Origin of the sequence: Sandarakinorhabdus sp. (genome assembly GCF_031422795.1) — a bacterium.
In the GTDB taxonomy this organism is placed as follows: domain Bacteria; phylum Pseudomonadota; class Alphaproteobacteria; order Sphingomonadales; family Sphingomonadaceae; genus Sandarakinorhabdus.
The window spans coordinates 1-20,306 of record NZ_JANPML010000309.1 but is presented as its reverse complement, the minus strand read 5'-3'; the positions used below and the strand labels follow the sequence as shown (position 1 = coordinate 20,306).

The 20,306-nt window shown below is 64.9% G+C and carries 19 protein-coding genes; 11 read left to right on the top strand and 8 right to left on the bottom strand.

Features of this window, described 5'->3' with window-relative positions; all coding sequences use genetic code 11:
* Positions 1 to 5: 5 nt before the first annotated feature.
* The 4 genes from RMO81_RS11195 to RMO81_RS11180 all read right to left on the bottom strand — a co-directional run bounded on the left by RMO81_RS11195 (position 6) and on the right by RMO81_RS11180 (position 3,693).
* The gene (locus tag RMO81_RS11195) at positions 6 to 824 is read right to left on the bottom strand and encodes an enoyl-CoA hydratase (RefSeq protein ID WP_310475950.1); all 819 of its coding nucleotides are present in this window, start codon (positions 822 to 824) and stop codon (positions 6 to 8) included.
* 99 nt (positions 825 to 923) lie between these two features.
* The gene (locus RMO81_RS11190) at positions 924 to 1,685 is read right to left on the bottom strand and encodes an enoyl-CoA hydratase-related protein (protein ID WP_310475949.1); all 762 of its coding nucleotides are present in this window, start codon (positions 1,683 to 1,685) and stop codon (positions 924 to 926) included.
* A 31-nt stretch (positions 1,686 to 1,716) separates the two neighbouring features.
* Positions 1,717 to 3,084, bottom strand: a complete 1,368-nt coding sequence (locus RMO81_RS11185; protein ID WP_310475947.1) for an MATE family efflux transporter — start codon at positions 3,082 to 3,084, stop codon at positions 1,717 to 1,719.
* 69 nt (positions 3,085 to 3,153) lie between these two features.
* The gene (locus RMO81_RS11180; protein WP_310475946.1) at positions 3,154 to 3,693 is read right to left on the bottom strand and encodes a TetR/AcrR family transcriptional regulator; all 540 of its coding nucleotides are present in this window, start codon (positions 3,691 to 3,693) and stop codon (positions 3,154 to 3,156) included.
* A gap of 94 nt (positions 3,694 to 3,787) precedes the next feature.
* On the opposite strand from RMO81_RS11180, the gene RMO81_RS11175 reads away from it, so the two are divergent.
* A complete protein-coding gene (locus RMO81_RS11175; protein WP_310475945.1) occupies positions 3,788 to 4,390 on the top strand; it encodes a 2-hydroxychromene-2-carboxylate isomerase in 603 nt (200 codons plus the stop codon).
* A 99-nt stretch (positions 4,391 to 4,489) separates the two neighbouring features.
* Positions 4,490 to 5,812, top strand: a complete 1,323-nt coding sequence (locus tag RMO81_RS11170; RefSeq protein WP_310475944.1) for an amino acid permease — start codon at positions 4,490 to 4,492, stop codon at positions 5,810 to 5,812.
* Here RMO81_RS11170 and RMO81_RS11165 read toward each other — a convergent pair.
* On the bottom strand, positions 5,809 to 6,288 hold the full coding sequence (locus RMO81_RS11165; protein WP_310475943.1) for a GreA/GreB family elongation factor: 480 nt from the start codon (positions 6,286 to 6,288) through the stop codon (positions 5,809 to 5,811). The two genes, RMO81_RS11170 and RMO81_RS11165, sit on opposite strands and share 4 nt — an antisense overlap.
* Complete coding sequence (locus RMO81_RS11160) at positions 6,288 to 7,778, bottom strand: deoxyribodipyrimidine photo-lyase (protein ID WP_310475941.1); 1,491 nt, start codon at positions 7,776 to 7,778, stop codon at positions 6,288 to 6,290. The genes RMO81_RS11165 and RMO81_RS11160 overlap by 1 nt, the downstream gene beginning before the upstream one ends.
* 191 nt (positions 7,779 to 7,969) lie before the next feature.
* On the opposite strand from RMO81_RS11160, the gene RMO81_RS11155 reads away from it, so the two are divergent.
* Together RMO81_RS11155 and RMO81_RS11150 are read left to right on the top strand one after the other, a co-directional pair.
* A complete protein-coding gene (locus tag RMO81_RS11155) occupies positions 7,970 to 8,308 on the top strand; it encodes an arsenate reductase (RefSeq protein WP_310475940.1) in 339 nt (112 codons plus the stop codon).
* A 1-nt stretch (position 8,309) separates the two neighbouring features.
* Positions 8,310 to 8,717, top strand: coding sequence for an EVE domain-containing protein (locus tag RMO81_RS11150; RefSeq protein WP_310475938.1), 408 nt, complete (start codon positions 8,310 to 8,312; stop codon positions 8,715 to 8,717).
* On the opposite strand, the gene RMO81_RS11145 is transcribed toward RMO81_RS11150, so the two are convergent.
* Positions 8,718 to 10,163 (bottom strand): MFS transporter, encoded by a 1,446-nt coding sequence (locus RMO81_RS11145; RefSeq protein ID WP_310475937.1) that lies wholly within the window; start codon positions 10,161 to 10,163, stop codon positions 8,718 to 8,720. It lies immediately after the preceding gene.
* Positions 10,164 to 10,226: 63 nt separating this feature from the next.
* The gene (locus RMO81_RS11140) at positions 10,227 to 11,117 is read right to left on the bottom strand and encodes a LysR family transcriptional regulator (RefSeq protein ID WP_310475936.1); all 891 of its coding nucleotides are present in this window, start codon (positions 11,115 to 11,117) and stop codon (positions 10,227 to 10,229) included.
* Positions 11,118 to 11,226: 109 nt separating this feature from the next.
* Between RMO81_RS11140 and wrbA the strand changes: the two genes are divergently transcribed.
* The 7 genes from wrbA to RMO81_RS11105 form a co-directional block, all read left to right on the top strand.
* On the top strand, positions 11,227 to 11,826 hold the full coding sequence (wrbA, locus tag RMO81_RS11135; protein ID WP_310475935.1) for an NAD(P)H:quinone oxidoreductase: 600 nt from the start codon (positions 11,227 to 11,229) through the stop codon (positions 11,824 to 11,826).
* Positions 11,827 to 11,859: 33 nt separating this feature from the next.
* Entirely contained in the window at positions 11,860 to 12,723 is an 864-nt protein-coding gene (gene panB, locus RMO81_RS11130; RefSeq protein WP_310475934.1) for a 3-methyl-2-oxobutanoate hydroxymethyltransferase, read from the top strand.
* An 84-nt stretch (positions 12,724 to 12,807) separates the two neighbouring features.
* The gene (locus RMO81_RS11125) at positions 12,808 to 13,515 is read left to right on the top strand and encodes a tetratricopeptide repeat protein (protein WP_310475932.1); all 708 of its coding nucleotides are present in this window, start codon (positions 12,808 to 12,810) and stop codon (positions 13,513 to 13,515) included.
* Positions 13,496 to 14,887, top strand: a complete 1,392-nt coding sequence (locus tag RMO81_RS11120) for a PQQ-binding-like beta-propeller repeat protein (RefSeq protein WP_310475931.1) — start codon at positions 13,496 to 13,498, stop codon at positions 14,885 to 14,887. Before RMO81_RS11125 ends, RMO81_RS11120 begins: the two co-directional genes overlap by 20 nt.
* Positions 14,888 to 14,914: 27 nt before the next feature.
* Positions 14,915 to 16,357, top strand: coding sequence for a ribosome biogenesis GTPase Der (gene der, locus RMO81_RS11115; protein WP_310475929.1), 1,443 nt, complete (start codon positions 14,915 to 14,917; stop codon positions 16,355 to 16,357).
* Complete coding sequence (maiA, locus tag RMO81_RS11110) at positions 16,354 to 16,989, top strand: maleylacetoacetate isomerase (protein WP_310475928.1); 636 nt, start codon at positions 16,354 to 16,356, stop codon at positions 16,987 to 16,989. The genes der and maiA overlap by 4 nt, the downstream gene beginning before the upstream one ends.
* 108 nt (positions 16,990 to 17,097) lie before the next feature.
* On the top strand, positions 17,098 to 20,306 hold a 3,209-nt coding region (locus tag RMO81_RS11105; RefSeq protein WP_310475927.1), incomplete at its 3' end, for an autotransporter-associated beta strand repeat-containing protein.

Genomic DNA, 20,306 nt, shown 5'->3' with positions numbered 1-20,306 from the left:
CCAGTCTAGCGGCCGGTAAAGCGCGCCGGCCGTTTTTCGAGGAAATGCGCGACGCCTTCCTTGAAATCATCGGAAGCGAAACTGCCGGCCATGTCGGCATCGGCGGCGGCGATGGCTTCGCCCAGCGACTGCAATTGGGCGTTCCACAGCTCGCGCTTCATTTCACGCAATGAACGCGGCGAGACATCATTGGCCAGCAACCTGGCATAGGCCATCACGCCGGCTTCGAATTCGGCCGCCGGGAAAACCCGCGTCACCAGCCCCAGCGACAGGGCTTCGGCGGCATCGACCTTGCGCGATGAAAACAGCAGATCAGCCGCCGCCGCAAAGCCGATCAGGCGCGGCAGCAGCCAGGAAATGCCATGTTCCGCGATCAACCCGCGCTTGGCAAAGGCGGTGGTGAACACGGCCGCATCAGAGGCAAAACGGATATCAGTGTAGAGCGCATAGACCATGCCGAGGCCGGCACAGGCACCGTTGATGGCACCGATGATCGGCTTGGGCACGGACGGAAACCAGCTGTTCTGCATGCGGAAATCGGCGCGGGCATCTGGGTCGAAATCGGCCGGACCCGCCGCGGCGCGGGCCGAAGCGCCGTCGGTCTGGATGGCCTGCAGCATGTTCATGTCGGCCCCGGCGCAGAAGCCGCGGCCAGCGCCGGTGAGCACGATCACCCGCACCGCCTCATCGTCGCTGGCGGCGCGCATGGCAGCCTTCACATCGCGGGCCATCTCCCCGCGCCAGGCGTTGAGCCGATCTGGGCGGTTCAGGGTGATGACGGCAACACCGTCGCTGACGCTGTAGAGAATGTCTTCGTAGAGCATGGTTCTGCCTCTGCGCTGTGCTGCTGTCTGACGCGGAGTGAACAGCCAATCACCGCAGCGTGTCGATGCCCAATTATGGGGGGCTATGCGGGCCCGGGTTCAAGGCTTCCGTTTGTCGAGGAAGGCGCGGAAACTGGCCTGCGCGGCCGCACCCACGGCGTTTTGCGCCATCACATCGCCCGCGTGGGCATAGGCGGCGGGCTGCGGCAGCTCCATCTGTTGATAATAGGCCTGCTTGCCTGCCGCCTTTGCCTCTGCGGGGCCGCGCGTGGCGCGGGTGATCAGGTCGAGCGTGGCGGCTTCCAATTGGTCATCGGGCACGACGCGGTTGATCAGGCCCCAATCAGCCGCCGTGCGCGCATCGATGGGGTCGCCAGTCATCGCCAGCTCCAGCGCGCGCTTGCGGCCCAGATTGCGGGCCACGGCGACCAGCGGCGTGTGGCAGAACAGGGCGCCCTTGCCGCCGGGCAGGGCAAAGCTGGCGCTTTCTCCCGCCACAGCCAGATCGCAGGTGGCGACAAGCTGGCAGCCGGCTGCGGTGGCAAGGCCGTGCACGCGGGCCACCACTGGCTGCGGCAGGGCCTGCAGCAGGTCCATCATTTCGGTGCAGATGCGGAACAGATCACGCACCTCTGAATGCGAATGATCGGCCATGTCGGCAAAATGATGCCCGGCCGAAAACACCGGGCCGTTGGCGGCCAGGATGATCCCGCGTGCATCGCTGCTGCCGATGTCTTGCAGCACTCGCGTCAGCTCCAGCATGAGTGGCAGCGACAAGGCGTTGCGCTGTTCCGGGCGGTTGAGCGTCACGGTGACAATCGTGCCGTGGCGGTCAACCTGCAGATGCTGCGTGTCGGTCATAAAATCATCCTTGCAACAAGGGTTTGCGCTTTCATCGGGCGGCGAGCGGGGTGCCTTGTGTCCAGGCGCCCAGCCGGATGGCGGTGGCGGTGACCACGGCATGAGCGATCATGCCGATGGCGATCACCATGAAATAGTCGTTGGGCACGGCCGCTGGACTGCTGGCCAGAAAGACGCTGCCGCCAACGATGATCACCACGCGCACCACCGCGGCAATCACCGGCCACACCACCCGCCCGGCACCCTGCGAGGCAAAGAACAGGCAGGTCGCCACGCCGAAGAAGGCATAGAAGGGGGCGACGGTCTGCAGATAGGCGCGGCAGGCGGCACGCACCGCCTCGACGTCGGTGAACAGATTGGCCCACAGGCCCGGAAACAGGGCAGCGACAGCACCGATGGAGCCGGCCAGAATCGCGCTGAAACCGGCCGCCGTCCAGCCGACACGGTGGGCGCGGGCGAACTGCCGGGCGCCGAAATGCACCCCAACCAAGGCGGTGGAGGCCGCGCCCAAACCGAACACCATCGGCACGACCAGAAATTCCAGCCGCGCGCCAATGCCATAACCTGCCAGCACATCGGTGCCAAACCGCGCCATGGATGCCGTGACGACCAGCACCGATGCCAGCGTGCAGAACGGATTGATCGCCGCCAGCCCGCCAATCCGCAGGATTGCGATGATGGGGGCCCAGTGCAGTTTTACGCCGGTGACGTGCAGGCGCAGTTCCCGGCAGCGGGTCGTGAGGTAGATCAGCATCAGGACGGTTGAGATGCTGCTGCTGACAATGATGCCGGCCGGCGCACCGGCAATGCCCATTTGCGGGAAGGGGCCAAGGCCGAACACCAGAACACCGGCGATGCTGATCTGCAAGAACGACCCCATGACGCCGATCTTGGCCGCCACCGCCATGTTGCCGGTGGCGCGCACGATGCCGGCCAGCGCGTTGGACAGCCACAGGCTGATGCAACCCAGGAACAAGGTATCGGAATAGGCCAGCGCCTGTTCGAGCACGGCGCCCGATCCGCCGAGCGTGCCATAGATGACTCGCCCGCCAGCCAAGAATACCGCCGAGCAGATGCTGGCGAGCACCACCATCAACAGCACGGCATGCACAGCCACTTCTTCGGCACCGGCCCGGTCGCCGGCACCCAGCCGCCGCGACACCGCGCCGGTGATGGTGCCGCCGAACGCCCCTGCCGACAGCATCCCCATCAGCATCATCATCGGAAAGGCCAGCGCCAGCCCGGCCAGCGGCGCGGTGCCGAGCTGGCCGATATAGAAAGCCTCGGTCATCATGGTGAGCGACGACATCACCATCGAAATGATGTTCGGCGCCGCCAATCGCAGGATGGTCGGGCCGATCGGGGCCGTCAGGAACGGCGAATTCGGTGACGTGGCCACATCAGTTCCTTGCCGGGCGGGTTTGTTGCGGGACGCAGTTGGTCAACGGGGCGGGCGGCGCAAAGCTGCTCATGCAACTGCGCTCCGGATCAGGCGGAAGGTGGCGGTAATGGGCTGCCGAAGCTGTTCGCCGGGCAGGCGGCGGCGGCTGGACACGCGGATGCCTTCGTTGATCAGCATCAGCAGGGCAGCCAGTTCCTCGGCCTGGGCGGGCGCGGCGCCGGCGTCCTCCAGCATCATCTGGAACCGTTTCTGCAGGGCGGCGAGATACTGGCTGGCGCGGCCCGCCAGATCATCATCGACGCCAGCCAGTTCGGTGACACTGTTGACCATCATGCAGCCCCAATGGTCACGGGGGCTGGGGGTGCCAACGAAGCTGCGTTCGAAAAAATCCTGCAGCGCGTCCAGTGGTGGCCTGTTGGCGCTGGCACCATCGATCAAGCCCGTCGTGCGCTGGGCAAACAGATCGAGGCAGTGGATGAACAGGCTGCGCTTGTCGGTGAAGGCGGCATAGAAGCTGCTGCGGCCAATGCCCATCGCAGCCAACAGATCGGCCAGTGATGTCGCTTGATAGCCCTTGCGCCAGAACAGCACGAGCGCGCGGTCCACGGCCTTGGTTCGATCAAATTGGATAGGGCGGGCCATGCTTGAATTTTGAACCAATCGGTTCACTATCGCAATCCTGCCCATCCGGAGAGGGAAAATGACCAAGACCATTGAACTGATTTTCGATTTCGTCAGCCCCAACGCCTATCTGGTGTGGCAGCCGCTGCGCGAACTGGCAGCGCGCCAGGGCGCGCAGATCAAGATCACGCCAGCGTTTCTGGGCGGGATGCACAAATTGACCGGCAACGCCCCGCCCTTCATTCGCGACGCCGAGGTGAAGGGCAAGAATGAATATGCCAATCTGGAAATGAACCGGTTCATCGCCAAACATGGCCTGACGCGGTTTCGGATGAACGCGAAATTCCCGTTCAATCCGGTCAATCTGCTGCGGATGCTGATCGCGCTGGATGGCGATAACCAAATCAGGTTCATCGAAGCGCTGGTGACGGCCATCTGGGAGGATGGGTTGGACGTGAGCGACGCGGGAGCCGTGGCGGCGGTGCTGACAGCGGCTGGTTTTGATGCCGAAGCCCTCGCCGCCAAAACGCAGGACCCGGTGATCAAGCAGGCGCTGATCGACAACACCGAGCAGGCTGTTGCGCGCGGCACCTTCGGCATCCCGACCTTTTATGTCGGCACCGAAATGTTCTTCGGCAAGGAACGTCTTGAGCAGATCGAGGCGATGCTGGCAGGCGGCTGAGCCGCTTTACCCCGGCCGGTTTCGCGGGGATGTGGACAGGGCGTCGGCGAACACCCTAAGGATGCCTGTGCAGCGGTGCCGGGCACCAGAGGGGCGATAATGACCGATACCACCATGACCCCAACCCCAATTCCGGCCCTGGCGCGCACGCTGAAGCGGCGGCATGTCACCATGATCACGCTGGGCGGGGTCATCGGGGCGGGCCTGTTTGTCGGCAGCAGCGCCGCCATCGCCACGATAGGCCCGGCCGTGGTGATCAGCTATGCATTGGCCGGGGCCATCGTGCTGGTGGTGATGCGGGTGATTGCGGCGCTGGCCCTGGCCCTGCCGCACGCCGGCACCTTCACCGAATATGCGCGCGCCGGGCTGGGCCGCTGGGCCGGGTTCACCGCCGGCTGGCTCTACTGGTATTTCTGGGCGATTGTCATCGGCATCGAAGCGATTGCCGGCGCCGGGATTGTCGCGCTGTGGGTCGATCTGCCGGTGTGGCTGATCGGCACCGTGCTCACCTTGTTGATGGCCGGTTCCAACCTGCTTTCGGCGCGCAGTTTCGGCGAATTCGAATTCTGGTTTTCCACTATCAAGGTGGTGGCCATCGCGCTGTTCATCATCATTTGCAGCGTGTTCCTGTTCGGGTCGCCGGCGTCCAGCGGGGTGGCCAATCTCACCAACGATGGCGGGCTGGCGCCGATGGGTTGGGGCGCCGTGATTGCCGGCGTCACCACGGTGATCTTTGCATTGGTGGGGGCCGAGATCGTTACCGTGGCCGCTGCCGAAGCCGAGGATTCAGCGGAACTGGTCGCCAAGATGGCCAGCACGCTCATCCTGCGCATCAGCATTTTCTATATCGGTGCCATCAGCCTGATCGTCTGCATCGTGCCGTGGCGCAGCATCGTGGCCGGCCAATCGCCGTTTGCCGCCGCGCTGGATGTGATCGGCGTGCCGGGCACGGCGCTGATGATGAACCTGTTGGTGCTGGTGGCCGTGCTGTCGTGCCTCAATTCCTCCATCTATGTCGCCAGCCGGGCGCTGTTCACGCTGGCCGCCAATGGCGATGCACCGCGCTGGAGCGTGGCGGTTGATGGCCGCGGCGTGCCGGCTCGTTCCATTATCGCCTGCACGTTGGTGGGGCTGGCCTGCGTCTTTGCCTCCGTGCTGTCGCCGTCGCTGGTGTTTGCCTTCCTGGTCAATGCTTCGGGCGCCACCATGTTGTTTGTCTATTCACTGGTGGTGATTGCGGCGATCCGGCTGGGGGTGGGCGGCGGCTTTCTGAGCTGGGGCCGGTTTGTGGCGGTTGCGGCCATGGCGGGCGTGCTGGCGGCCATGGCGCTCACGCCGGAACTGGCACCGCAGTTCTGGGCCAGCCTCGGCTTCCTGGGGCTGGTGCTGTTGGCAGCGGCGATTACGCGCAAACAAATTTAGGCGTCGGGCCAACTGATCGCCAGCACTTCCCAATTCTTCTCGCCGCCGGGTAGGGCAACCCGACGGACATCGCCCACCTTGGCCCCGCGCAGCGCGCGCACGATGGGCGCGCTCCAACCGATCTTGCTCAGGCCCGCGTCCTGTTCGTCATCGCCTACCAGCGTCAGGGTGCGGCGGTTGTCGTCATCATCGGCGATCTCCACCGAACAGCCGAACAACACGCGATCGCGCTCGGATTGCCGGGCCGGGTCGATCACGCGGGCCGCCGCCATGCGCTTGGCGAGATGGCCCAACTCGCGGTCAATTTCGCGCAGCCGTTTGCGGCCATAGATATAATCACCGTTCTCGCTGCGATCGCCATTGCCGGCGGCCCAGCGCACCACTTCGACAATGGCCGGCCGGTCCGTGTGGAGCAGTTGCTCGTAACGGGCGCGCAGGGCCGCCATGCCGGCGGGCGTGATGGGATTGCCGTCCATTACAGATCAAGCTGTCCTTGATTGGTTACAACCGGCGTTTTGCGGCGGCGCTCGGTGGAAGGCAATCCAGCGCGGCGGCTACCGTGACGCTGCACAATGGCACGGGCTGGCGCCGCGTGCGCCGGATCGTGGCGGATAGCGGTGATGGCGGCCTTGGCGGTGCGTGCTGCCTGTTCATGATCGACGAGCGGCGCGGGATAATCCGGGCGCACTTCGGCCAGCCAGGGTTCATGCAGCCAGGGCGTCGGCAGATGCGCCAGTTCTGGCATCCAGCGCCGCACGAAATGGCCATCCGGATCCTGATCATGCCCCTGCTTGATGGGATTATAGATGCGCGGGATGTTGGTGCCGGTGGTGCCCGATTGCATCTGCACTTGCGGCCAGTGGATGCCCGGTTCGTAATCGGTGAACAGCCTTGCCAGCACTGCACCGCTGTGCCGCCAATCCAGCCGCAGATGATAACTCGCCACCGCCATCACCATGGCGCGCATGCGAAAATTCAGCCAGCCGGTGGCGGCAAGGCTGCGCATGCAGGCATCAACGAACGGCCAGCCGGTGCGCCCCTCCACCCAGGCTGCCAGCCGCGCCGCATCATGGTTGGGCAGGGCGGCATAGGCCGGGTGCAGGCAGTGCGCTTCCAGCCAGGGCGCATCCTCCATCTTTTGAATGAAGTGGCAGTGCCAGTGCAGCCGGCTGATGAACGATTCGATGGAACGGACAAACACGCCGTCGCCGGCTTCTGTCCAGCGCTGGCGGGCAACGAGCGCGGCCTGAAACGCCTCCCGCATGCTGATCGTGCCCAGCGCGAGATGCGGCGACAGGCGGGAACAATGGTCTGCGCCGCTATCAGGCGCCGACATGGCTGCGCGATACGGCCGGCCGCGCTGGTTGAGAAAGCTTTTGAGCAATTCCAGCCCGGCGCGGCGGCCGCCAGGCTGGCGCTGGCACGGATCGGGCACCAGCCCCAACGCTGCAGCGCCGGGCAGCGCATCGCCTGCCACATCGGCCATGCGGATCGTCGCGGGCGCGGGCAAGCGCGGGCTGCGCATCATCGCCTCCCACCGCGCCGCCCAGCCGTTGCGATTGTTCAGCGCCCTCCAGACGCCATGCTGGCGCGCTTCGATCACCGGCACACCCGCGGCCCGCGCCCAACGCCGCACCGCCTTGTCGCGCGCAAAGCTCCACAGATTGCCGGTTTCTTCGTGCGCGTGGATGGCCGTGATGCCGTGCGCCGCGTGCAGATCGTGCAGCACTTGGCAAGCATCGCCCACCCGCACCACTAGCCGCCCGCCGCGCGCGGTCAGGCTGCGGTCGAGATCGGCCAGGCTTTCGCACAGAAATTCAAACTGCCGCCCGCTGGCGTCCGGCTGCTGCCACAGCTCCGGCTCGACGATGTAAAGCGGCAGCACCGGCCGGCCGCTTGTGCACGCGGCAGCGAGCGGCGCATGATCATGCACCCGCAAATCCCGCTTGAACCAGACGATTTCCATCACGAATTGCCAGCTTCCGATTTGACACTTTTGACGCATCTGGGCGGTTTTCGAAGCCGGGCTGCCCTGAGCGTCGATTGCCGTCACCATAACCCGGCACCGTCATGTAGGACAGCCGCAGCGCCGGCGGCAGCGGCCAGCCTGTCGCAGGCGGCTTGGCAGAGCGCGCGCGGCTTGGCATGGAGGCGGGCATGATCCTGTATGGCATTCCCAATTGCGACACCGTAAAAAAGGCGCGCACGTTCCTGACCGAACGCGGCAAGGCCCATGATTTCCATGATTACAAGAAAGCTGGTGTGCCGGCCGACGCGCTGGCCCGCTGGGTGGCGCGCTGGGGCTGGGAGACGGTGTTGAACCGCGCCGGCACCACCTTCAAGGCGCTGCCGGAGGCGGACAAGCACGGGCTGGATGCGGACAAGGCGATGGTGCTGATGCGGGCCAATCCGTCGATGATCAAGCGGCCCATCGTTGAAGGGGAAGGCGTGGCCCTGATCGGCTTCAAGCCGGACTCCTGGGCAGGAGCGCTCTGAGATGGCGCGCTGGCTGGTGAAATCCGAACCGTTCAAATACAGCTGGGAACAGTTGAACAAGGACGGCCAGACCGCGTGGGACGGGGTGCGCAATAATCAGGCCGCGATCTATCTGCGTTCGATGAAGAACGGCGACGAGTTGTTCTTCTATCATTCCAACGAAGGCCTGTGCATCGTTGGCATCGCCCAGGTCGTGGGCGAACATTTCATCGATCCCAGCGACCCCAAGGGGCGGTTTCCGGCGGTGCTGGTCGGCCCCAAGGCGCCGATGCCGCGCGCCGTGACGCTGGCCGAAATGAAGGCCGAGCCGCGCCTTGCCGGCATGGCGATGTTCCGCCAGTTCCGCCTGTCGGTGGTGCCGATCACCGATGACGAATGGCATGTGGTGATGGAAATGGCAGCGCGCTGATCAGGCGTTCCGTTCGGCCAGCGTGCGCAGATTATCCTCGTGGCCGCTGCGGCTGAGGCGATAGCGCGAGACGGCGAAGATCATCAGCGCCCATACCAGCCAGATGGCCGGCACATAGGTCGCGCCCAGCTGCCACAGGCTGGATTCCGGCACTTGGCTCGGATTGGCGCCCTTGGGGAATTGCGCCAGGGTCAGCACAAAGCTGGCCGCCATTACGCCCAGGCCCTGCACAGCCTTGCGGATGAAGGTGTTGGCGGCAAAGAAAATGCCCTCGTTGCGCCGGCCGGTGCGCACTTCGGCCTGTTCCACCAGATCAGCGAGCATCGAGGCGGTGAGCGCCTGGAAACAGATGATCAGGCCGATATCGATCATGGTGACGAAAAACACGATCCAGAAGATCGCCGGATCGCCGTTGGGCGGCAGCAGCCCGAACAGGCGCAGGATGATCGGCAGCGGCAGCACGAGCCCGGCCAGCAACCCGATCAGCACGGCCCCGCGCTGCTTGCCGAGCGTGCGGCTGACCACCGGTGACATCGCCCCGCCGATGGCGGCGGAAAGGAACACGCTCATGGTGATCAGTCCGATCTGTTCGGAACTGAAACCCCAGAAATAGGCGGAGAAATAGAAGCTGAGCGAGGCCGAGATGCCAGTGGCGATGGCGCCGAAGAGCGCCGCCATGAACAGCGCGGAGAAATCGCGATTGGCGATGGTTTCGAAAATCTCGCTGAAGATCGCCTTCAGGCCCAGCGCGCGCTTTGCCTGGGCGGCGCGCAGATGCTTGATGTGGCTGTGCGTGCCCAGCGCGGAAACCATGATCGCCACGAAGATCAGCGCCGAAGCGATCATGCCATAAAGCTGATAGGAATCGCGGTTGAACTGGCCGTTGGGGATGGCCGCTGTGGCAAAGGCCGGGAAGATCAGGGTGAAATTCGCCACCGTCATGATGCTGCCGATCACCCAGCCAAAGAACAGCCGCCAGCCGAACAGCGCACTGCGTTCATCATAGCTGCGCGCCAGTTCCGGCCCGAGCGCGGTGCTGGGGATTTCATAGAAACTGATGCTGATGCGGATCAGCGTGGCCAGGCCCAGCAGATACCAGAACAGCGAAGTCTGCGACCAGCCGGCCGGCGGATCCCAGATCAGGAAATAGGTGGCTGCCGTGGGCAGCGCCGAAGCATAAAGGAAGGGGTGCCGTCGCCCCCAGCGCGAGCGCAGATTATCAGACCAGTAGCCAATGATCGGATCGGCAACCGCATCGATCACCAGCGCGATGGTGATGGCCAGGCCCACCAGCCGCGCATCCACCCCGATCACCTGGCTGTAGAAGAGCAGCAGGAAATAGCTGAAGCCGCCATCCTTGACGCCATAGGCGCCGGCGCCAAAGCCATAGGCAATGCGCGTTCCCAAGCCCGGCTTGTCGGGAAGTTCCGCTGCAGCTGCTGCCATGCTGATCGTCCCCTTGGTGTTGCCGATCACGCGCCGGCGATTACGCACTATTGATTGGGGATTTCAGCCTGTAAAGCGGGCCAGCCATTCCATCAGCCAGCGGGCCGCCGGGCCGGGCGTGTGATCAGGGCGGTGCAGCAGGGCGATCGGGTAGGTGGTGCCCGGCCAATCGGGCAGGGCCAGCCGCACCAATCGCCCCGCTGCCAGATCGTCGGCCACCATCGGCACCGGCATGTTGCCCCAGCCGGCGCCGGCCTTCAGCAACGCATGTTTGGCGCTCATGTCGCCCAGCCGCCAGCTGCGTGGGGACAGCACGCCGAAATCCTTGCCCTCGGTCAAGCGCGAGCGGTCGGTGAGCACCAGCTGCAGGTGGCGCTGCGCGGCGCCGGGCGGCACGTCCTGCTGTGTCAGCGGATGGCCGGGGGCGGCGACTGGCACCAGCGGCACGCCGGCCAGCGCGCGCTGCACCAGCCGTTCGTTGACGCCGTCCATAGCGCCACCAATCGCCAGCGTTGCCGAGCCGTCGAACAACCGCGCCTGCACGGCACCCAACGCTTCGACATGCAGCCGCACGGCGAGCGTGGGAAAATGCGCCTGCAGGGCCGTGAGTGCGGCCACCAGCGTGTCGATCGGGAACATCACGCTGACGGCAAGCGACAGTTCCGCTTCCTGGCCCTCGCTCAGCGCCGCCACCCCTGCCTTCAGCGCGCTGACAGTGTCCAGCGTATCGCGGGCATGGGCCAGCACCAGCCGGCCAGCATCGGTAAGCCGCGGGCGCTTGGTGGTTCCGCGCGTGAAAACGGCCAAGCCCAGTTGCGCCTCCAGTCCGTCCAGCTGATAGGCGATCACCGAAGTGGCGCGGCCAAGTGCTCGCCCGGCCGCGGCCAGGCTGCCGTGATCGGCGATGGCCGTCAGCACGGCCAGTTGATCGAGGGTTGGGGTGCCGATCTGCATATCGATAATCTTGAACAGTGATTTCGATATTATCCAGATTTTCGGGAAGAATGCGAGAGCCTAAACCACACGGCATGCCGGCTGCACCGGCCATCAGGGAGTGACGACAATGCCCAAGGTTCTGGTTCTCTATTATTCCAGCTATGGCCATATCGAAGCGATGGCGCAGGCCATGGCCGATGGTGCCCGCGCCGCCGGCGCGCAGGTGGACATCAAGCGCGTGCCGGAAACCGTGCCCGATGCCGTGGCAGCCTCGGCGCATTTCAAGACCGATCAGGCCGCCGCAGTGGCCAGCGTCGATGATCTGCCGGGCTATGACGCCATCATCGTTGGCGCGCCAACCCGCTTTGGCCGCATGCCCGGCCAGTTGGCGGCGTTCTTCGATGGCGCCGGCAAATTGTGGGCAACCGGCGCGCTCAACGGCAAGGTGGGCGGCGCCTTCACCAGTAGCGCCAGCCAGCATGGTGGCAATGAAACCACCTTGTTCTCGATCATCACCAACCTAATGCACTTCGGCCTGACCATCGTTGGCCTGCCTTACAGCCACCAAGGCCAGATGCGGATTGATGAAGTGGTCGGCGGTGCGCCCTATGGCGCCACAACCATCGCCGGCGGCGACGGCAGCCGCCAACCCAGCGAGACGGAACTGGCTGGCGCCCGTCATCAGGGTGAATTGATCGCCAAGACAGCGGCCAAGCTGTTTGGTTGAGGAATCGAGGCTGCCGGCGTAAAGCCGGCAGCCATGAGCACCACCTTCACGCTTGATACCGCCACCAGCCGCGCCCATCCGGTGCCGGAGCCGGTGCGGCGGTTGACGGTGCCTGCCATCCAGAAACGCAAGGCCAAAGGTGGGGGCGGCGAACCCATCGTCATGCTCACCGCCTACACGGCGCGCATGGCGCAGCTGCTGGATCCGCATTGCGATCTGCTGCTGGTCGGCGATTCGCTGGGGCAGGTGATCTATGGCCTCGACACCACGGTGAAGGTGACGCTGGACATGATGATCGCCCACGGTGCTGCCGTGGTGCGCGGCAGCTATCGCAGCGTGGTGGTGATCGATCTGCCGTTTGGCACCTACGAAGAAAGCCCGGAGGCGGCCTTTCGCACGGCGGCCCGCGTGATGCAGGAAACCGGCGCGGCGGCGGTGAAGCTGGAAGGCGGTGCCGTGATGGCGCCGACGATCAAATTCCTCAGCGAACGCGGCATCCCGGTGATGGCCCATGTTGGCCTCACCCCGCAGGCGGTCAATACGCTGGGCGGTTATGGCGCGCGCGGGCGCAGTGAGGCGGAAGCGGCCAAGATATTGGATGATGCCAAGGCCGTGGCCGACGCTGGCTGTTTCGCATTGGTGGTGGAAGGCGTGGTGGAATCGCTGGCCGTCGCCATCACGCAAGCGGTGGCCTGCCCGACGATCGGCATTGGCGCATCACCCACCTGCGATGGCCAGGTGCTGGTGGTGGACGACATGCTGGGCATGTTCGAACGGGTGCCGCGTTTCGTCGAACGCTTTGACGATCTTGCTGCGCGCATATCCGATGCGGCCGCCCGTTATGCCGGCGCCGTGCGCGAACGGCGTTTTCCAGGTGATGCGCAGCTGTATCGGTAAGTCTTTACCTTTGATGCGCTGTCGGGCATTCACGCCCCGGCAAGAGTGGCGGTGCCATTCCCACGCCTGAGGAGCTTGACGATCTTGGCCAACACGCCTGCCAAACCTGAAGATGCCTTCCTGCGCGAAGTGGACGAGGAATATCGTCGTTCGCAGCTGGCGAACCTGTGGAAGCGGTTTGGCACGGCGGCCATCGCGATCCTGATTTTGGCTCTGGCCGGGCTGGCCGGTTGGCTGTTCTGGCAGGACCGGCAGGCAAAGGCCGCTGGTGATGCCGGTGCAGCGCTGACCCGGGCCATCGAGCAGCTGGAAGTGGGTGAAGGCGCCCGCGCCCGCCCGGTGCTGGAAGCCATGACCCGCGATGGCCCTGGCGCCTATTCCGGGCTGGCGCGCATGGTGCTGGCCAATGATGCGCTGGCCGGCGGCGACAAGCCCAAGGCGCGCGGCCTGTATGAAGCCGTGGCCAACGACAGCGCGCTGCCGCAGCCGCTGCGCGATGCCGCGCTGGTGAAGGCGGTGCGCGTTGGATTTGATCAGATGCGCCCTGCCGAGGTGGTGGCCAAGCTGAAGCCGTTGGCAGTGCCGGGCAATGCCTGGTTCGGCGTGGCCGGCGAATTGGTGGCCGTGGCGTATTTCAAGGATGGCAAGCCGGAACTGGCCAAGCCGATCGTGATCGCGCTGGCCAAGGATGAGCTGCTCAGCCCGTCCTTGCGGACCCGTGCCGCGCAGCTGGCGATTGCCGCCGGGGTGGATATCGCGACGCTGGGCATCAATGCCCAGCCGGCGCAGTGAGGAAACCCAGGTGAACAAGCGCAGCACAGTCCGCACCGCATCAATCCTGCTGATGGCCAGCCTTGCGTTGGCCAATTGCGGCGCGTTCAAGAAGGGCAAGAACAGCCGCACCCCGACGATCGGGGAGCGCATTCCGATCCTGAGTTTTGAAACCCGCGTTGAAGCCGAAACCGAGCTGAAGGATCTGGCCATTGTATTGCCAGCGCCGGAAACCAATGCGGAATGGGCCCAACCGGGCGGTTCGGCCGCGAAAGTTGGCGGCCACCTTGTGCTGGCCGAACAGCCGGCGCAGGCTTGGAGCGCCAGCATCGGCAAGGGCAGCAGCGGCACCGCCCGCCTGAATGCCGCGCCGGTGGTTGGCGGCGGCAAGGTCTTTACCGTCGATATTGGCGGGCAGGTCAGCGCCTTTGATGCCAAAACCGGCGCCGTGGTCTGGCGCGCCGCCGTGAAAATTCCCAAGCGCGGCAGCCGGGCGGCCTTTGGCGGCGGCGTCGCCTATGGCGATGGCCGGGTTTATGTTGCCACCGGCTATGGCCTGGCGTTGGCCTATGATGCCCAAAGCGGCAAGCAATTGTGGGAACGCCCGCTGGTGCAGCCGCTGCGCGGTGCGCCAAGTGTTTCGGGCTCGCGGGTGTTTTTCCTGAGCCAGGACAATCAACTGCATGCGCTCGACGGCGCCACCGGCGACGTCAGCTGGACCGTGCCCGGCACGGTGGAGCCGGCCTGCATTCTGGGCACCGGCGCGCCCGCGGTGTCGCTTGATACCGTGGTGGCCGGCTTCTGCTCAGGCGAGTTGAAGGCGCTGCGCGGCGAAAATGGCCGCACCGTTTGGGAAGATCAGTTGGCCCGCACCGGGCGCTCGACGGCGATGGCGGCGCTGGCCGATATCGATGGTTCGCCCGTCATTGATCGCGGCCGGGTGTTTGCCGTGGGCCATGGCGGCCGCATGGTGGCGCTGGAACTGGCAACCGGCCAGCGCGTGTGGGAACGCAATTTCGCTGGCGTGTGGACGCCGTGGGCTGCCGGTGAATTCCTCTATCTTGTCACGGTGGATGGCGAAGTGCTGTGCATCACCCGCAGCGAAGGCAAGCTGCGCTGGGTCAGCCGGCTGGCGCGCTTCCGCAAGGACAAGCCGGGCAAGAACGGCAAGCCGGGCACGCAGAAGGGCCCCATCCTGTGGGCCGGGCCAGTGTTGGCCAGCGAACGGCTGTGGGTGGCCAATTCCAATCGCGAACTGGTGGCGATCGATGCCTATGAAGGCAAACGCGTGGCCAGCATCAAGCTGAAGGCGCCGGCCTATCTGCCGCCGGTGGTCGCAGGCGGCATGATGTACATGCTCACCGACGATGGTTCGCTGACGGCCTATCGTTAAGCCGCCAGCGCTGGTAAGGCGCTGCGGATGAGCACTGCATCTTCTTCTGGCAACATTCTTGATTTCAACGTCGATGCGCCGCGCGTGGCCATCGTTGGCCGGCCCAATGTCGGCAAATCCACCTTGTTCAACCGGCTGGTTGGCCGCCGCCTTGCGCTGGTCGACGATCAGCCCGGCGTCACCCGTGACCGCCGCGAAGGCAGGGCCAGCCTGTTCGATCTGAACTTCGTTGCGGTCGATACCGCCGGTTTTGAAGACGGCAGCGAGGAAAGCCTGTCGGGCCGCATGCGTGCCCAGACCGAAGCTGCCGTTGGCCGCGCCACCGTCGCCCTGCTGGTTTATGATGCCCGCGCCGGCGTGACTCCGATGGATCGGCATTTCGCCGCCTGGCTGCGCCGCAGCGGTGTGCCGATGGTGCTGGTCGCCAACAAGGCGGAAGGCATGCAGGCCGAAACCGGCATCAATGAAGGCCATGAGCTGGGCTTTGGCGAACCCATCGGGCTGTCGGCCGAACACGGCCTGGGCCTGGCTGATCTTTATCAGGCGCTGGCGCCGTTCCTGGCTGAAAAGCCGGCTGAACCGGCCGCCGACGATGATGAGGGCGCGCCTGCCGACGAGGATAGTGAACTGCCCGAGCCGCCTGCCGGCCCCTTGAAGCTTGCCATCGTCGGCCGACCCAATGCCGGCAAATCGACGCTGATCAACAAATTGCTGGGCGAACAGCGCCTTGTTACCGGGCCGGAAGCCGGCATCACCCGCGACAGTATCGCCATCGATTGGGACTGGCTGGACCGTGACGGCACTGTGCAGGCGGTGCGCCTGATCGATACGGCGGGCTTGCGCAAGCGCGCCAAGGTGACGGAAAAGCTGGAGAAGCTGTCGGCCGCCGACACCAAGCTCGCCATCGATTTTGCCGAGGTGGTGGTGCTGCTGCTCGATTCCACCCTGGGTCTTGAAGCGCAGGATCTGCGCATTGCCGACAAGGTGCTTTCCGAAGGCCGGGCGCTGATCATCGCGCTCAACAAATGGGATGCCGCCCACGATCAGAGCCGGCTGTTCCAGGGCGTGCGCCGGGCGCTGGACGACGGGCTGAGCCAGGTGAAGGGCGTGCCGCTGCTCACCTGTTCGGGCGCCACCGGCAAGGGCCTCGACACGCTGATCGAAGTGGCCATGACAACGCGCCAACGCTGGTCGCGCCGGGTGCCGACGTCGGCGCTCAACCGCTGGTTCGAAACCGCCAGCGACCGCAACCCGCCGCCGGCGCCGGGCGGCGTGCGCATCAAGCTGCGTTATGTGACGCAGGTGGCGACGCGGCCACCCACGTTCGTGGTGTTCGGCAATCGCACCGAAGGGCTGCCGGCCAGCTATGCGCGCTATCTTACCAACAGCCTGTCGAGCGATCTTGATTTTGCCGGTCTGCCGATCCGGCTGAGCTTCCGCGGCGGACGCAATCCCTTCCACAAGAAATGATGACCCTCCACAGCTATTGGCGCTCCACGGCGGCCTGGCGGGTGCGGCTGGCGCTGCAGCTGAAGGGCATCCCCCACAACATTGCCCCGGTGAACCTGCTGCAGGGCGACCAGCGCAGCGCCGCCCATCTGGCGCTGAACCCGCAAGGCCTGGTGCCAGTGCTGGAACATGACGGGGCCGTGCTGACCCAGAGCCTGGCCATCATCGAGTATCTGGACGAGCTTCATCCCGATCCACCCCTGCTGCCCGCCGATGCGCTGGGCCGGGCGCGGGTCCGGGCCGCTGCCCTGACCATTTCGGCCGATGTTCACCCGCTCGGCAACCTGCGGGTGCAGCGCTGGCTGAAAGGCGAACTCGGCGCCGATGATGCGGCGATGACGCGCTGGCTGCACCATTGGATGCACGATGGACTCGCCAGTCTGGAGGCGTTTTCGGCGCAGTTCGGCGGAGCCTGGCTTCATGGCGATCAGCCCAGCCTGGCAGATCTGTGCCTGCTGCCGCAACTGTACAATGCCCGCCGGTTTGCACTGTCGCTGGGCGCCTTTCCGCGCCTGGTGGCTATCGAGCAGCAAATGGCAGCGACGTCCTGGGCGCGGGCCGCGCATCCTGAAACTCAACTGGATTCACCGTAAGTTACCAATGTTTCCTGTGGATAGCCTGCAACCGGGGGCATTGCAAAATCGTAGGATTGGCGTAAGCATCGTCCTGTTTGGATTTCTACGTCATTCTCCGGGGGTAATATGTCTGCAATCAATCAGCTTGGCCGCAATGCTTTTGTCGGTGCCAGCAACGTGTCGCGATCCTCGCGCCGGATTGGCTTTTCTGTCGCTGCCCTCATGCTGGCCGGCACCGCGCTGGCGCCGGCGCAAGCCCAGACGGCCGATCTTGGTGGCCTCATCGTTTCCCGCAATGATTTTGTGAATTTCCCCGGGTTGATCGGCACCGAACCGACCGAGGTCACCAACGGCACGCTGCGCATCAACCCCCTCGCGGCGCTGTCCTTCAGTGGCGACCTGACCGACAGTGGCGGCGTCTTCACCCTGCTCAAGTTTGGCGCCAATGATCTGACTCTGGCTGGCGTGAACACCCACAGCGGCCAGACCACTGTGCAAGGCGGTCGCCTGATCGCCGGCTCGGCCACAGCCTTCTCGGCCAATTCGGCGCTGGCGGCAGCTGGCCAGGTGGCAACGCTGGCCACCGCTGACCTCAATGGTTTCAACCAGACCGTGCGCGGCCTGTTCGGCAATGCGACCGGCGTGGTGACCTCGACGACTGGTCCTGCCATCCTGACCATCGATGGCACGGTCAACACCACGTTCAATGGCGGGTTGCAGGGCCAGCTTGGCATCGTCAAACGCGGCACCAGCGTGCAGACCATCACCAACCTCAACCCGGGCCTGGCGCTGACCAACGCCACCGGTCCGATCACGCTCGAAGCCGGCACGCTGCGCATCGGTTCCAGCAATGCGTTGGGCAGCGGCATCATGACGGTGACGGGCAACGGCACGCTGGCCACTACCGGTCTTGTCCCGCTGGTTTTCGACAATAATGTCGTGCTGCAGGCCAATCTGACGCTGTCGGCTCCGGCGGCACAGAGCCTCACCATGAACGGCGTCATCTCCGGTGCCGGTTCGCTGACCAAGCTGGGTGTGGGCACGGTGACGCTCACTGGCGCCAATGATTACACCGGCGGCACCACCCTGTCGGGTGGGCGGCTGCTCCTCGGCAATGCCGGCGCGCTTGGTACCGGGCTGGTGACGCAGACGCAGACCAGCTTTGTTGGCCTGCTCAACCCGGCCGTTGGTCTGACGGTGGTCAATGCTTTCCAGCTCAACGGTTCTTCGCTGCAGATCGAAACCCCGGATGTCGGCCAGGTCTTCACCTTTGCCGGTGATATCTCGGGCGGGCCGGACGTCAATCTGATCGCCGGCAACGGCGGCACCGTCGTGCTCAGCGGCAACAACAGCTTCAACGGCCTGATCCGCCTGCGCTCGGGCACACTGGGCATCACCAACGCATCAGGTGTCAATTCGTCGTCGGGCATCCGCGCCGAAGGCGGCAACCGTGACATCACCATCCTTGCGCCCGATCAGGTGGTTTCCACCCGCCTTGTCAGCCACATCGGTGAAGGAGCGCTGGCGATCGCGATCAACACCGGTGCCAACAATGTCGAATTTTCCGGCGCCCTGCGTGATGCCAATGGCGGTGCCGGCGATACGCTGGCGCTGGTCAAGACCGGCACCGGCATCCTGACCATCTCCAACGCCTCGGTGACGCTGCTCGGCCGCAACGAAACCACCGGCGGCGTCGCCGCCAACGAAGGCACGCTGAACCTCACTGGCCGCATGGCCAACGACATCAGCGTCGCCAGCGGCGCCACCCTGGCCGGCACTGGCTTCCAGGATGCGGGCACCACCACCATCGCCAATGGTGCGAACCTGTCGCCTGGCGATGCCCGCAATGCCGCGCCGTCAATCGGCACGCTGACGCTCAACAATCTCACCTTGGGTGCTGGCGCCAGCACCCTGTTCGATCTGGGTGTGCCCAGCATCAACACTGCTGCGCCTATCAACGATCTGATCGTCGTTGCCGGCAATCTGGATCTGGGCGGCAGCACGCTCAACTTCAACATCCTGCCTGGCTTCACCCAGGGCACATATCGCCTGATGACCTATGCTGGCGCACTGGCGGGCACGGCCAATCTGGGCCTGCTGCCGGTCGGCTTCACCTACACGCTGAACACGGCAGGCGGGAATGTCGATCTTGATGTCCAGCTGATCGATTTCTACTGGGACGGCAATGGTCCGTTCGGCAACACGGTGGTCGAAGGCGGTCCCGGCACCTGGAATACCGGCAACACCAATTGGACCGATGTGGGCGGCAACGTCACCGTCGCCTGGCAGAACAACGCCCGCGCCTTCTTCACCAATGTTGGTGGCGAGGTGTCGGTTGATGGCAATTTCACCTATTCCACCCTGTTCTTCACCGTTGATGGCTACACCCTGAATCCGGCGGCCGGTGGCACGCTTGGTGCCGATGCCGGCACCATCGACGTGGCAGCCGCTTCGACGGCCACCATCAATGTCGATCTGGTCGGCACCAACGGCCTGAGCAAGGCTGGCGACGGCACCTTGGTGCTGTCGGGCACCAACAGCTTCACCGGCGGCCTGTCGATCAATGGCGGCACGCTGGAGGTCACCCAGGCGGCGGCGCTTGGCGCTGATGCCGTGACTGCGGCTGGCGGCACGACGCTGCGTTTCGACAACGCCATGACCGTAGCCAATGCGATCAACGGCATTGCCTCTGATGCCTACACCGTCGCTACCGGCAGCAATGATGTGCTGCTCGATGGCTCGCTCAACGGCGCCGCCATCAAGCAGGGCGCGGGCACGCTCACGCTCGCCAATGCGGTAAACGCGGCGAGCATCGTGTTTGAAGTCGCTGCTGGCACGCTCAGCGTCACTGGCGCGGTGCAGGGCAACGTCGCCGTCAACAACGGCGCCACCATCACCGGTACCGGCAGCATCTCGAACCAGCTGTTCGTCGATGGCGGCGGCACGCTCAGCCCCGGTGTGGGCGGCGCAGGCACGCTCACCGTCGGCTCGCTGATCCAGTCGGGCGGCGCGCAGTCGCAATTCGATCTTGGTGTCGTGGGCGTGATTGGCGGTACCAATGATCTTGTCATCAGCAACAGCAATCTCACGCTCGACGGCACGCTGATCGTCAACCCGTTGGCCGGCTGGCACATCGGCACCGGCAGCTTCCGCCTGTTCAACTATGCCGGCGCGCTGACCGACAACGGCCTCGATCTGGGTGGCGCGCTGCTCACCCCGCCAGCGGACGTGACCTACACGGTCAACACCACGGTCGCCAATCAGGTCAATCTCGACATCGGCTACACCGGCGAATTCAACTGGGACGGCAATGGCGCCCCGGTTGATGGCATCAT